The sequence below is a fragment of the Pseudomonas sp. GL_091 genome, from assembly GCF_057837725.1.
Window position 1 is genome coordinate 4,404,413 of the sequence record NZ_CM174451.1, and the last position, 13,037, is coordinate 4,417,449.

Here is a 13,037-nt window from a genome sequence, read left to right on the forward strand (position 1 = left end):
TTCACAGACGAGCAACGGTACATCGTCAAGGCATGCAGAAATGAAGGGCCGCTTTGGGTCGGATAGCGACCACCAGCCATTGTGACTGATCCACCCTTGTCCTCCCCTCAACGTGGAGGACGAGCCATGAACACTATTGCTAGATACAGCCATCAGCCTTGGAACAAGGGAAAGCTTGTCGGGCAGAAAGCTCCGCTTCGAGTCAGAGATATCTGGGCCATCCGCGTGAGACTTCAGCTTGCTGAGAAGACACGTGATTTGGCGCTTTTCAACTTGGCCATCGATAGCAAGCTGCGTGCCTGTGACTTAACCAAGTTGCGAGTCCGAGACATTGCCCATGGGGAGCATGTGTCGTCACGGGCCATCGTGATGCAGCAGAAAACTCAGCACCCAGTGCAATTTGAAATCACTGAGCAAACCCGAACGGTTCTGGAGGCGTGGATGCATCAGGCGCATCTCCGCAGCGAGGACTGCTCGTTCCCGAGCCGGTTGCACGCCTCAGAGCATCTATCCACCGGGCAATACGCTCGAATAGTCAAAGCGTGGGTGACAGCCATTGGCCTTGACCCAACCATGTACGGTACCCACACGCTACGGAGAACCAAGGCATCATTGATCTATCGCAGGACGAAGAATCTGAGAGCTGTCTAACTCCTGCTTGGTCATACGAAGCTTGAAAGCACTGTCAGATACCTGGGAATCGAGGTCGATGATGCCCTGGAAATGGCAGAACAGACGGAAGTCTGATCATCCATAGTGACGGTCGATGCTAGACCGTCGCTATCCGACCCATTGCTGCCTTTCGCGGGCGGTGGATATCGGCCAACAGGTGACTGTTGCGACCGGTAGCAATCGACCCATTACGGCATATCACCTTGTCTGAGAAATCAGGGACGATTCAACTTCCTTGGCGAACCGTGGCACTGGTCATCAACGCACCAATATAGGGCGCTCAAGCATGCGCAAATCGGATAGAAGCCCGCCTCCTTTCCATTGCACTCTCTCTTAGAAGCAAAGAACTGAGCCGCCGGAGCGGGGGGCACAAATACAATCCCACAGCCCTGCTGCTGTTCGACCCAATGTGAATTCGTTTCGTCGTTTCCTGTCCAGCCCTGGCCCTGACGGCCAGGCTATCGTGAGGCTGCGTGGTGTTCCTCAGCCTGCATTCGATGTCCCAAATGAACACTCATAACAACAAACAAAGGACTGATCATGGATATCACCCGCCGCGACTTCCTCAACGGCGTCGCCATCACCATCGCTGCCGGCATGACTCCGCTGCAGATCCTCCAGGCTGCCCCCGATGGCCGCTACTATCCACCCGCCCTTACCGGCTTGCGCGGCAGCCACGTCGGCTCGTTCGAGCTGGCACACCAGATGGGGCAGGAGAAAACGGTCTTTGATACCGACAAGCTGCCGATCAGCGAAGAGTATGACCTAGTGGTGGTCGGCGGCGGACTGAGCGGCTTGTCCGCCGCCTGGTTCTACCGTGAGAAACACCCCAAGGCACGCATCCTGATCCTGGAAAACCACGACGACTTCGGCGGCCACGCCAAGCGCAACGAATTCTCTGCTGGTGGCCAGATGATCCTCGGCTATGGCGGCAGTGAATCCTTCCAGTCGCCCAACCACTTGTTCAGCAAAGAAGTGAACGGCCTGCTGAAAAAGCTCGGGGTGGACATCACGCGTTTTGAAACCGCTTTCGACCGCCAGTTCTACCCAAGTCTAGGCCTATCGCACGCGGTGTTTTTCGACAAAGAAAACTTCGGCGAAGACAAACTGGTGATCGGTGACCCGACGTCCATGGCGGCCGACGACATCGCCTCGAACCAACTGCACGTTCGCTCCTTTGAAGACTTCATCAACGACTTCCCGCTGCCACTGGCCGATCGTCAAGCGTTGATCTCCTTGCACAACGCGCCCAAGGACTACCTGCCAGGCAAGTCCACTGAGGAAAAGACCGCGCACCTGGAAACCACCAGCTACCGCGACTTCCTGCTCAGGGATGTAGGGCTCTCGGAGCAGGCGGTGAAGTACTTCCAGAACCGTACCAATGACTTCATGGGCTTGAGCATCGATGCCGTGGCCGCGTACGACGCCTACTACGTCGGTTACCCAGGCTTTGGCGCGATGAGTCTGGAGCCGCTCACCGAAGAAGCCCTGGCAGAGATAGAAGAGCCCTACATCTACCACTTCCCCGATGGCAACGCCTCGCTGGCTCGTCTGCTGGTGCGCAGCTTGATCCCAGCCGTGGCACCGGGACACACCATGGACGATATCGTCCTGGCCCCGTTCGACTACGCCAAACTCGACCAGCCCAAGACCCAGGTGCGCATACGCCTCAATAGCACGGCAGTCAGCGTGCGCAACGTCGGCAATGGAGTGAACGTCGGCTACAGCCGTGGCGGACAACTGAACCAAGTGCGCGGCAAGCGCTGCATCATGGCCTGCTACAACATGATCATCCCGTACCTGCTGCGTGACCTTTCCACCGAGCAGGCCCATGCGCTGAGCCAGAACGTGAAGTTCCCGTTGGTGTACACCAAGGTGGTGATCCGCAACTGGCAGTCGTTCCAGAAGCTGGGGGTGAACGAGGCTTATGCCGCGACCCGACCCTACAGCGTGGTCAAGCTCGACTACCCAGTTAGCATGGGCGGTTATGAGCATCCGAAAGACCCGACCCAGCCCATCGGCTTGCACATGGTCTACGTGCCCACTAGCCCCAACAGCGGCATGAATGCCCGCGATCAGGCTCGCGCCGGCCGTGGCCGCCTGTACGGGCAATCCTTCGATGTCCTTGAAGCGCAACTGCGCGACCAACTGCAACGCATGCTCGGCCCAGGCGGCTTCAACCACCAGACCGACATCCTCGACATCACGGTCAACCGCTGGTCGCACGGCTACGCGTGCTTCTCCAACAGCCTGTACGACGACTCCGACGAGAGCGAAAAGCTGATGAACCTGGCCCGTCAGCCGGTTGGCCACGTCAGCATCGCCAACTCGGACGCGGCCTGGAGCGCCTATGCTCACGCGGCGATTGATGAGGCGTATAGGGCTGTGAGGGAAGTGGCGTAGTGACGATCAAGTGGACGTAGCTTCGATCCACAAGGGGCATTGCAGGCAGGGAACTGCATCGCCCCTGATTTTGTAGGCCTTGATCGGCTGCTCTTGGCCGATTGTTGCCTGTCGTGACGGGCACCAATCGGCCCAGAGTGTGTAAAAACACTTTCGTATCTGGGATGCCTAAGCCCAGCGCTCTCGGGCGAGGCGATTACCTAAACATTTGCCATGATTAGCACCGGTAGCGCTGCAAAGCGTTTATGAAGCGCTTTAGCGCCTCTTGGAGCAGCAAAAGCTGGGGCTTTTACGCCGCCATCGCCTTCAGCAAGCCTTCTGTACCGATGATTTTCAAGACTCGTTTCATGTTGTAGGCGAGCACATTGAGGCTCATCTCCGCGCTGACTCCGACCAACTTACGAGTCAGGAAGTGCGTCGAGCCCATCCATTGTTTGAGCGTCCCGAAGGGATGCTCAACAGTCCTTTTTCGGACTCGCATCATGTCAGGTGCATGGTTCATTCGACGCTGCATTTCCTCCAGCACGGCCTCGTGTTCCCAGCGACGGACTCGCCGCTCCGTACTCGGTGTGCACTGGGGTTTTAGCGCGCAACTCTGGCAACGTGAACTCCAGTAACAGTGCATATTCATGCCTTTCTCAACGCTTGAGAAGCGCAAGATCAGTGCTTCTCCCGCCGGGCAGACATATTCGTTTTTCGTCGGGTCATAAATGAAGGCATCTTTGTTGAATCGTCCTTCCGCCTTGGCACTGGAGGTCATTGGCTTTGGTACATAGGCGGTGATGTTGGCGTCGTGACAGGCAAGGATTTCCTCGCCCTTGAAGTAGCCTCGGTCAGCTACTACCGATAGCGTTTCTGAGGCCATCGCTTCCCGAGCCTGCTTCGCCATCGAGCTGAGTTGGTCTCGGTCAGAACCAGCATTGGTGACCTCGTGAGCCACGATCAAATGGTGCTGGGTATCGACCGCTGTTTGCACGTTGTAGCCAACGATTCCGTTGCCGCGTGTCTTCATCGAACGGGCGTCAGGATCGGTCAGTGAGACCTGTTTGTCAGGGGATTCGTTGAGCTGAACCTCGATCACCAGAAGCTCTTTCATTTGAGTTTTAAGTTTCGCGATTTTCTCTTCCAGACGCGTGGCATCTAGCTCGGAGGCAGTTGGAACCTTCCGATCAGCCGCATCAAGCGCAGTCAGGTAACGGTTGATGCTCGACTCAATTTCTTCCATTCGCCGCTTCAGTTTGGCGCTGGTGAAGTTGCGGTCACGATTGTTCACCGCCTTGAATTTACTGCCGTCGATAGCGATCAGGTTTTCCTCGAAAAGCCCCAACTGCTGGCACAGCACAACGAACTGGCGGCAGACCCCACGAATGCCTTTGCTGTTGTCTTTTCGGAAGTTGGCGATGGTTTTGAAGTCGGGCATCAAACGCCCGGTTAACCACATCAGCTCGACGTTGCGCTGGGCTTCTCGCTCAAGGCGTCGGCTCGACTGAATGCGGTTGAGGTAACCGTAGATATAGATCTTCAGCAGGATCGCAGGGTGGTATGCAGGTCTGCCGGTTTCGGCTGGAATGACGCCATCAAAACCCAGCTTGGCCAGGTTGAGTTCATCGACGAAAACGTCAACCACGCGTACCGGATTGGTATCGCTGACATAGTCGTCGAGGCATTCGGGAAGTAAGGTGCTTTGACCTCGGTGTTCACCTTGGATAAACCGTTTCATGGGTTTCCCTTGCGATGAAATTCTCAGAAATCATAGCAAGGGTTTGTCCGGGCGTTTTCACACACTCTGGGCCAAGAGCAGCCAGTCGGAAATGTCCACGAAACCATGTGCGATTCACTCTGGGGCACACAGGCATAAAGCTTCCCTCCGCCCTCGGTTCCCGACTGGGAGCGCGGCGTCTACAAAGTTGCCATTATCATTTGTCGTCCATCTTTGTTGACGATTGTGGCCGGCGCTCAGTGCTCTCTTCGGCGTTGGGCGCTTCTGGAAAACTCCCTGGCGTGAACACATGGGTCTGCAAGTCGCTGGCATCGACTTCGGCGACACCATGAACCGAACGGGCCAGACCAATGGCCTGTTCACACTGTCTATGAGTGTTGACGCGGCCGCTTAACCCCACTATGCCCGCATGGGTTTTGACATTGATATGCAGGCTAAGGGTCGGATCGGAAAATGCCAGGGCCGACTTCACCCTGGCGGTAATCCATGCATCGTGAACGGCCATTTCCAGACCATGAGAGTAATGCTGGAAGGAGTGAATTTTCATGGCTGAACCCTCTCTCGCGTAATCAGACGTACTGTCCATCCCATTTGCTGTGCCGCCCTCCGCCTGTCAGGTGAACGCTATGGATACCTGATTCGTTTTGGAGCGCTCGCCACGCAAACATTGACAGAAATTAATTATAGTACGGCCGTTGCCTGCGGTCAGAGCGATGTCCCCGTGAACGTCCGCCTTGGTCGCTCTGTGCCAGGCGCAACACCTACAGAGCACTTCAAACAGTCCTTATAGCGATCAGCCCTGATCAACCCATTGCTGCCGATCTCGACCGACAGAAAACGGCCGATTCTGTTGAAAAAGTCGGCTCGCCCAAACAGCCTGGTCATTGACTGGTTAAAACGCCTTTTTTGCACACTGCTACGTGAAATCCGAGTCCGGAAGCCTCTGCCGAAAGTAAAGAATTCAATCTCGGACGCATACTTTTCTGCTGCGCAAACCATGGTCGACTTTTTCAACAGAATCGGCCAAAAGCACTCATTCAATATCGGATTTTGTTTTGCCAGACAAACTGGGAGCGATTCAGGCTGGCGTTACATTGCGAGCCCAGAAGATCTTTTAGTGGAAAACAGCGACGCTCCCTCAACGCCCCTCAGGCCCAATGATAGAATCCCGTTTTGAAAAAGGAGTTTCATCTGTGGAGGCTGGAAAAAAGAGTTGCCCATATTGCGCGGAAGTCATCATGGCTGAAGCCATCTTATGCAAACACTGCCAATCTGACCTCAGGCAAAAAACACGAATCCCACCTGGGTGGCCACTACCGTCAGAAAAGGGTATGGGCCTGGACAGCAAGATCGTCGTCGGAATCATTATCGCCATCACCTTGTACCTCGCTTTCGGCTTTTATGTCAGCAACACATCGGAAGGCAAGGAAAGAACGCAGGCCCGAGAGGCCGCCGAACGATGCCGCGAGGAAGTAAACAGCTACTCCGGCCCGGCAGTCGGGAAAAACGTTATCGCAGAAGTTTGTCGAAAGCTTGAGGTCGAATTCCGCAATAGTTTGGGCCACGCGCCATAGGAAAAACCGATTACGAAGCCCGCCATTGAGCGGGCTTTTTTGCCCTTGGCATCAGGCAACAATCGGCCAAAAGCAATGGGATGGACCCCTCCTCACTTCGGCATCTTGAGTGCCAGACTGAAGGTGCGAACCGCAGTCAACCGTGAGAAGGAGTCCACACATGAAGCTTATGCGCATTGGGGTCGACCTGGCCAAGAACGTGTTTCAGATCCACGGCGTGGATCGTCATGAGCAGCCAGTCTGGCGGCAGCGTCTGTCTCGCGAACGCTGGCTGCAAACGGTGCTGGAGAAGATCGAACCCGGCTGTGAGATCGGCATGGAAAGTTGTAGCGGTGCGCACCATTGGGCGCGGCAACTACAAGCACGTGGATTTCGGGTGAGGCTGATTGCGCCGCAGTTCGTCAAACCGTACGTCAAGAGCAACAAGAATGACGCCAACGATGCCGAAGCAATCTGTGAGGCAATGAGCCGCCCCAGCATGCGCTTCGTCGCCGTCAAGACCATCGAACAACAGGATATCCAGGCGACGCATCGCATCCGGGCCGGCTTAATCGAACAGCGGACGGCCAAAGCCAATCAGATTCGTGGGCTGATCGCCGAGTACGGCCTCGTTGCTCCGAAGGAGTTGCTGATGCTGCGTCGCGCCATACCGTGCTGGTTGGAAGAGGCGGATAACGGTTTGACGGTACGTTTTCGTCGTCTGCTGGATGGCTTGTGGGGCGACCTTCGCACACTGGATGAACGCGTGGGCGAACTCGACAGCGAGATATCGGCAATCGCGGCAAGTGAACCAACGGCCGTTCGTTTGCAGCAGCTGCGCGGGGTCGGCCCGATGATAGCCACCGCACTCGTTGCTGCCATTGGTGATGCCCGACAGTTTGCCAATGGCCGGCAGTTGGCCGCCTCGTTAGGGCTGACGCCGAGGCAACACAGCTCCGGCGGCAAGGATCGACTGCTGGGCATCAGCAAACGTGGCGATGCTTATCTGCGAACGCTGATGATCCATGGTGCACGATCGGCACTACGCACGGCCAAATTTAAAGATGACCGACTCAGCCAGTGGGCTGTCCGTTTAGCCGAGCGCTCACATCCCAATGTCGCCGCTATCGCTTTGGCGAACAAAACTGCACGCATGGCTTGGGCGATGCTGCGCAACGGTACTGATTACCAACCGGATCGGGCAGCGGCCTGACCCATTCATCCCGGAAGAAGCCCCAAACACCACGATTGCGAAGCAACCCGAGCAATGGCAAACCGGTCGAACCGGCGTCGGCAAAACCCTTTAACGTCCAGGTGCATAAAGCACGTAAAAGCGATCGGGAGCCGACGCGCGAATAGCCCATCATGGCCCTGCATCGAAACGATGCCGCAGTAAGAGGCCGAATATACGTGTGCAGTCGGCACGGGCGCCAAAGCAACGGAGGCTTGCAATGAGGAGGAGTCCATATACGGACTGTTTGTACCTGAAGGTTAACTGCGCAACGCAATTGTCTGCCAGGCACCTCCCCCTCTTGAGCGTCCACACAGCTTGCAAAAACCATGTGAATGGGGATAGATCGACTTTAAACATCAACTCATCCCATTTCTCATTGCCAGGGTCAATTTATGCCGCTGAGGTTTCATAAAATGCACGCCAATGGCGATGACTTCGTTATCGTGGACTCGCGTAACTCGTTCAATCCAATGACAGACAGCATGGCTCGGCGAATGGGTGACCGCAACCGAGGAGTCGGGTTCAACCAACTCGCGGTGGTGCTCGATGACGATGATGCAGATGCGCGCTTGATGTTTTGGAATGCAGATGGCTCCACACTGGACGTTTGTGGCAGCGCAACGCGGGGTGCCGCGGATATGTTGATGCGCGAATCCAATACTGCGTCGATAACGCTGCGAACCAACCGTGGCCTGCTCACTTGCGAACGGACCTCAACCGGCGCAATTTCCGTCGACATGGGAGTACCACTTTTCGACTGGTCGGTTATTCCTCTGGCTGTGGAAATGGATACTGTTGATTTACCACTTGCGGGTAGCCCAACAGCTTGCAGCATGGGAAATCCGCACTGCACCTATTTTGTGGATGATCTTACCGCTGTGGATATAGCTACAATCGGACCGACCATTGAAACCAACCCCCTTTTCCCCCTCAGGACGAACGTGCATTTCGTCCAGATCATTGACCGAAAGCACATTCGTTTGCGCATTTGGGAGCGCGGGGGAGCGATTCCGCTTGGTTCAGGTTCCTGTTCTTGTGGCGCTGCTGTAAACGGCATTCGTCGTGGCTTGTTAGACAATTGCGTTGAGGTTGAATGTGATGGCGGAACTGTAACGGTTCAATGGGATGGAGTGGGACCTGTCGTCCTGATCGGTCCGGTAGGGACGACTTTTTCGGGAATAATTTCGGGCGCCCTGCTACAAGCTTTGTAGTGGCTAAATCGTGATAAGCAGGTAAGTCGTCACTCCCAAACGAGATGGGTGATGTCCGGACCAGACTCGCACATCCCGCAGCCCTGCCATACTGTTCAACATGACCAGTGCAACTTTCCGCTTCTTTGATGAGCTCAACGATTTCCTGCCGGCCGAACGGCGGCGGCAAACCTTCACCTGCCAGTGCGCGCAAGGGGCAACGGTCAAGCACATGATCGAGGCGCTCGGGGTGCCGCACACCGAGGTCGAACTGGTACTGCTCAACGGCGAGTCGGTGGGTTTGGAGCGGGTGATCCTCGACAGTGACCGGCTGGCGGTGTATCCCAAGTTCGAAGCGCTGGACATCAGCCCGCTGCTCAAGGTTCGTGCGCAACCTTTACGGGTGCTGCGCTTCGTCGCTGATGCGCACCTTGGCGGGCTGGCCAGCCTGCTGCGCATGAGCGGCTTCGACACCCTCTACGACAATGGCTTCGAGGATGGCGAGATCGCCGAGATCGCTGCGCAGCAAGGACGTATCGTGCTGACCCGCGACCGCGAACTGCTCAAGCGGCGAATCATCAGCCACGGCTGTTATGTGCATGCCCTGAAACCGTCGCTGCAGCTGCGCGAATTGTACGAGCGCCTCGACCTGGCGCGTAGCGCGCGGCCATTCAGTCTGTGCCTTCATTGCAACCTGCCGCTGCACGAGATAAGCCTGGAACTGGCCCGGACGCAGGTGCCGCCACGCATTGGCGCCCTCTATTCGCACTTCCTGCGCTGTGACGCCTGCCAACGGGTTTACTGGGAGGGTTCGCACTGGCGCGGCATGTGTGCATTGCTGGCACCTCTGCTGAACCGATAGCCGCGCGCATCGGGCACTCGATGATGTTTTCCAGCACAGTCTTGTGGCTCCACAAATTGAAGTGCTGAAACACCATCGACAATCAGCTGCGCAGGCTCCGTAACCGCCCGGGGTAGAGCGCTCGAACGAGCGCCCTGTTCAAGCTAACGACGACGCGCTACTTGGCGCCGTAGACGTCAAAATCGAAGTACTTGTTGTTGATCCGCGCGTAAGTACCGTTGGCGAGAATGGTTGCCAGCGCTTTGTTCAAGTCTTCGCGCAACGCGACATCGTCCTTGCGCAGACCAAGGCCATCACCGACGCCGAAGAAGCCCGGGGCATCCAGAGTGGCACCGGCAAATTCATAGTCCTTACCCGCCGCTGTTTTCAAGAAGCCGTAACTGGCTTGAATGGATCCCTGCAACGAGGCATCAAGTCGCCCCACTACCAGGTCGGCGTACACTTGGTCCTGATTTTGATAGGAAAGAACGTCCACGCCTTTGGAACCCCAAACCGCTTTGGCATAGGACTCCTGGGTCGAGCCCTGCTCCACACCAATGCGCTTGCCCTTGAGCGATTCGAGGGTCGGCTGTAATCCCGATCCACGCTTGACCACTAACCGTGCCGGTGCATTGGACACCTTGTCGGTAAACGCAATCTGCTCCAGGCGTTTGGGTGTGATGGTCATCGAAGACGCCACCGCATCGAACTTGCGCGCCAGCAGTCCCGGGATCATCCCGTCCCAGCTGCTTTCCACCCAGACACATCGGGCTTTCAGTTCGGCGCACAACGCCTCGGCGATGTCGACCCCGAAGCCGGTCAGGGTGCCATCCTGGTTCTTGTATTCCAGCGGTGGATACGTCGGGTCCACCCCCAGCTTCAACACTTTTCCAGACCAGTCGGCCGCCCCCGCCAGGCTCGAGGCCGTCAGGAACACCAGGGAAACGGCTGCAATTATCTTGTTCATTTTTATTCCTCTTCAGGCCGCAGATTTTTTACCAGCACAACGGGCGAAAATGCACCGTCTCAACACAGAAATCGTTCGACCAACTTGACCCAATAGCTCGCGCCCACCGGCAGGCAGCCGTCATTAAAGTCGTAGCCGGGGTTGTGCAGCAGGCACCCGCCTTCTCCCTCGCCGTTGCCGATCACCAGATAGCTGCCGGGGCATTTTTCCAGGACAAAAGCAAAGTCCTCGCTGGCCGTGAACGGTCGCAAGTCATCGATCAGGTGTTCCTCTCCCAGCCAGTCGCGGGCGACTTCATGGGCAAATGCTGTCTGTTCGGGATCGTTGATCAACACCGGATGGCAATGCTGGTAATCGATGTGGACCCGGGCGCCAAAACTCTCGGCCTGGCCCTTGACCAACTCAGTGATTCTGACCTCCAGCAAGTGGCGAATCTCGGGGGTCAGGGCGCGTACGCTCAGGCTCAGGTCGGCGCTGGACGGGATGACATTCGAGGCGCTCCCGGCATGCAGGGAGCCCACCGTGATAATCGCCATCTCCTGCGGGTTGACGTTGCGCGAGACGATGCTTTGCAGGGCCATCACGATCGAGGCACCGACCACCACCGGGTCGACGGCTTTGTGCGGCACCGCACCATGGCCACCATTGCCGATGATTTTGATGTTAACCGTGTCGGCAGACGCCATGAACGGTCCGCTGTAAAAACCCAAATGCCCGACGGGATAACCCGGCACGTTATGCATGGCGAAGATCGCGTCACACGGAAACCGTTCGAGCAGCCCTTCCTCCAGCATTTTCCTGGCACCGCCCAGCCCTTCTTCCGCCGGTTGGAAAATCAGGTGCACGGTGCCATTGAATGCCCGTGTCCGGGCCAGGTACTGACCGGCTGCCAGCAGGACTGCTGTATGACCGTCGTGACCGCAGGCATGCATGACTCCGTCGAGCCGGCTGGCATAAGGCAAAGCGGAGGTTTCCTGTATCGGCAACGCATCCATGTCAGCGCGCAAGCCAATGGACCGACCCTCGCCATTTTTCAGGGTGGCAACGACCCCGGTCTTGCCCACCCCAGTGCTGACCTCAAAGCCCCACTGAGTCAAACACGCTGCAACCAGCTCACTGGTGGCGAATTCTTCAAAACCCAGTTCAGGGTGCGCGTGAATGCTGTGACGTATCGCGATCATTTCATCTTGCATCGCGGCAATACCAGGCAGGACCAGGCCGGCATTCATGGGTGTTCTCCTTCGACAGGGGCTGTGCAGCAGCGAAAGCGCTGTTGGGGTCGATCTTAGGGAACGGACGCTGGGCTGGGGAGGCGCAGTTTGGTTATGATGACAACCATAAGTTGTCACCATGGTGAGCAGATGAAACTGCATCAATTACAGGCGCTGATTGCCAGCGCCGAAACCGGCAGTATCCGCGCGGCCGCTCGTTCGCTGGAGATTTCCCAGGCCGCAGTGACCAAAGCGCTGCGCGAGTTGGAAACCAGCCAGCAGCTACCGCTGTTTACCCGAACCGCCAGCGGTCTGAACTTCACTGAATACGGCAAAGTGCTGCTGACTCACGCCCGGCTGGTGATCAAGCAACTGGAACACGCACAGACCGAGCTTGATCACATGCGTGGGAAGGCTCAAGGCCGGCTCTGCGTCGGGATCACCCCATGGGTCGCCCTGACCTTCCTGCCTGAAGTCGTGTTGGCTTTTCGCGAACGTATGCCACAAATCAAGCTGGAACTGTTCGAAAGCCTGATGGCCGTTGCCCAACCGCTGCTGCGCGACGGCAGCATGGACTTCGCGATTGGTCAACTCCACCCCACACAATCGACCCAGGAATTCGCCTGCGAAACCTTGCTCGATTACCAGACCTCGGTGCTGGTCCGCGAGGGTCACGCCCGACAGCATGCGCGATCGATCCACGAGTTACTGGAAGAAAACTGGACCTTGAACTACGCGCCGGATGGGCACGATGGGCTGATGCAGGAACTGTTCTGGAAACACGGCGCGCAGATCGATGAGAATCGAATCGTGCGTGCTCATTCGCTGGCCATTTTGCAGATGATGGTCGAGCGGGCCGACATGTGCACCTGGGGGCCGTCCATCGTGAGCACAGCCCCGCCATTTCTGGGGCGAGTGGTATCCCTGGGGCTGACCGAGCAGTTCGAGCCCCGACAGCTGAGCATCGTGACGCGCCGCAGTGGCGCACTGAGCAATCCGGCGGTCTGCTTCACCGAATGCCTGTTGCAGGTCATTCGACGCCATGCGCGCTCGGCCAAAAAGGAAGACCGCGCGCTGTTTGAAACCTTACGGCTGCGGCTGTGAGGTGACCCTACGGTTTTATGTTTGATACCTCAGGACGTCTTGGGTTGAATCTGGCCGTAGGTGCCGCAGCCAAGCGTTCACTTCTGACTGTTTTTTTTACGTGGCCAGAGGCGGCTCTCGGCCCAGAGTGTGTAAAAACGCT

At 57.0% G+C, this 13,037-nt stretch carries 10 protein-coding genes and 2 pseudogenes; 7 read left to right on the plus strand and 5 right to left on the minus strand.

Annotated features, from left to right (window positions below; genetic code table 11):
- The first annotated feature begins 126 nt into the window (after positions 1 to 126).
- Together AC3ITY_RS20010 and AC3ITY_RS20015 are read left to right on the plus strand one after the other, a co-directional pair.
- Positions 127 to 747 (plus strand): annotated as a pseudogene (locus AC3ITY_RS20010) (tyrosine-type recombinase/integrase).
- 465 nt (positions 748 to 1,212) lie between these two features.
- Positions 1,213 to 3,075, plus strand: coding sequence for an NAD(P)-binding protein (locus AC3ITY_RS20015; protein ID WP_489304521.1), 1,863 nt, complete (start codon positions 1,213 to 1,215; stop codon positions 3,073 to 3,075).
- A 289-nt stretch (positions 3,076 to 3,364) separates the two neighbouring features.
- Here AC3ITY_RS20015 and AC3ITY_RS20020 read toward each other — a convergent pair whose 3' ends face one another.
- Positions 3,365 to 4,795: an IS1182 family transposase gene (locus tag AC3ITY_RS20020; RefSeq protein ID WP_489304407.1), complete on the minus strand. Its 1,431-nt coding sequence runs from the start codon at positions 4,793 to 4,795 to the stop codon at positions 3,365 to 3,367.
- 196 nt (positions 4,796 to 4,991) lie between these two features.
- Entirely contained in the window at positions 4,992 to 5,342 is a 351-nt protein-coding gene (locus AC3ITY_RS20025; protein WP_046042568.1) for a BON domain-containing protein, read from the minus strand.
- Between the two features lie 691 nt (positions 5,343 to 6,033).
- On the opposite strand from AC3ITY_RS20025, the gene AC3ITY_RS20030 reads away from it, so the two are divergent.
- From AC3ITY_RS20030 to AC3ITY_RS20045, 4 genes are all read left to right on the plus strand, one after another.
- Positions 6,034 to 6,369, plus strand: a complete 336-nt coding sequence (locus tag AC3ITY_RS20030; protein WP_489304522.1) for a hypothetical protein — start codon at positions 6,034 to 6,036, stop codon at positions 6,367 to 6,369.
- Between the two features lie 160 nt (positions 6,370 to 6,529).
- Positions 6,530 to 7,561, plus strand: coding sequence for an IS110 family RNA-guided transposase (locus tag AC3ITY_RS20035; RefSeq protein WP_465802548.1), 1,032 nt, complete (start codon positions 6,530 to 6,532; stop codon positions 7,559 to 7,561).
- 413 nt (positions 7,562 to 7,974) lie between these two features.
- Complete coding sequence (gene dapF, locus AC3ITY_RS20040) at positions 7,975 to 8,793, plus strand: diaminopimelate epimerase (protein ID WP_489304523.1); 819 nt, start codon at positions 7,975 to 7,977, stop codon at positions 8,791 to 8,793.
- A gap of 100 nt (positions 8,794 to 8,893) precedes the next feature.
- Entirely contained in the window at positions 8,894 to 9,634 is a 741-nt protein-coding gene (locus AC3ITY_RS20045) for a Mut7-C RNAse domain-containing protein (protein WP_489304524.1), read from the plus strand.
- A 7-nt stretch (positions 9,635 to 9,641) separates the two neighbouring features.
- Here the strand turns inward: AC3ITY_RS20045 and AC3ITY_RS20050 are convergent.
- From AC3ITY_RS20050 to AC3ITY_RS20060, 3 genes and pseudogenes are all read right to left on the minus strand, one after another.
- Positions 9,642 to 9,731, minus strand: a pseudogene (locus tag AC3ITY_RS20050) (histidine/lysine/arginine/ornithine ABC transporter ATP-binding protein); the annotation flags it as partial.
- Positions 9,732 to 9,791: 60 nt separating this feature from the next.
- Complete coding sequence (locus AC3ITY_RS20055) at positions 9,792 to 10,580, minus strand: ABC transporter substrate-binding protein (RefSeq protein ID WP_489304525.1); 789 nt, start codon at positions 10,578 to 10,580, stop codon at positions 9,792 to 9,794.
- Positions 10,581 to 10,639: 59 nt separating this feature from the next.
- Complete coding sequence (locus AC3ITY_RS20060; protein ID WP_489304526.1) at positions 10,640 to 11,809, minus strand: M20 aminoacylase family protein; 1,170 nt, start codon at positions 11,807 to 11,809, stop codon at positions 10,640 to 10,642.
- 96 nt (positions 11,810 to 11,905) lie between these two features.
- On the opposite strand from AC3ITY_RS20060, the gene AC3ITY_RS20065 reads away from it, so the two are divergent.
- Positions 11,906 to 12,895, plus strand: a complete 990-nt coding sequence (locus tag AC3ITY_RS20065; protein ID WP_489304527.1) for a LysR substrate-binding domain-containing protein — start codon at positions 11,906 to 11,908, stop codon at positions 12,893 to 12,895.
- Positions 12,896 to 13,037: the final 142 nt, after the last annotated feature.

Bases quoted from the DNA above. Each gene is read 5' to 3' on its own strand.
- AC3ITY_RS20015 (WP_489304521.1), top strand. From the start codon at position 1,213: ATGGATATCACCCGCCGCGACTTCCTCAACGGCGTCGCCATCACCATC.
- AC3ITY_RS20020 (WP_489304407.1), bottom strand. From the start codon at position 4,795: ATGAAACGGTTTATCCAAGGTGAACACCGAGGTCAAAGCACCTTACTT.
- AC3ITY_RS20025 (WP_046042568.1), bottom strand. From the start codon at position 5,342: ATGAAAATTCACTCCTTCCAGCATTACTCTCATGGTCTGGAAATGGCC.
- AC3ITY_RS20030 (WP_489304522.1), top strand. From the start codon at position 6,034: ATGGCTGAAGCCATCTTATGCAAACACTGCCAATCTGACCTCAGGCAA.
- AC3ITY_RS20035 (WP_465802548.1), top strand. From the start codon at position 6,530: ATGAAGCTTATGCGCATTGGGGTCGACCTGGCCAAGAACGTGTTTCAG.
- dapF (WP_489304523.1), top strand. From the start codon at position 7,975: ATGCCGCTGAGGTTTCATAAAATGCACGCCAATGGCGATGACTTCGTT.
- AC3ITY_RS20045 (WP_489304524.1), top strand. From the start codon at position 8,894: ATGACCAGTGCAACTTTCCGCTTCTTTGATGAGCTCAACGATTTCCTG.
- AC3ITY_RS20055 (WP_489304525.1), bottom strand. From the start codon at position 10,580: ATGAACAAGATAATTGCAGCCGTTTCCCTGGTGTTCCTGACGGCCTCG.
- AC3ITY_RS20060 (WP_489304526.1), bottom strand. From the start codon at position 11,809: ATGAATGCCGGCCTGGTCCTGCCTGGTATTGCCGCGATGCAAGATGAA.
- AC3ITY_RS20065 (WP_489304527.1), top strand. From the start codon at position 11,906: ATGATGACAACCATAAGTTGTCACCATGGTGAGCAGATGAAACTGCAT.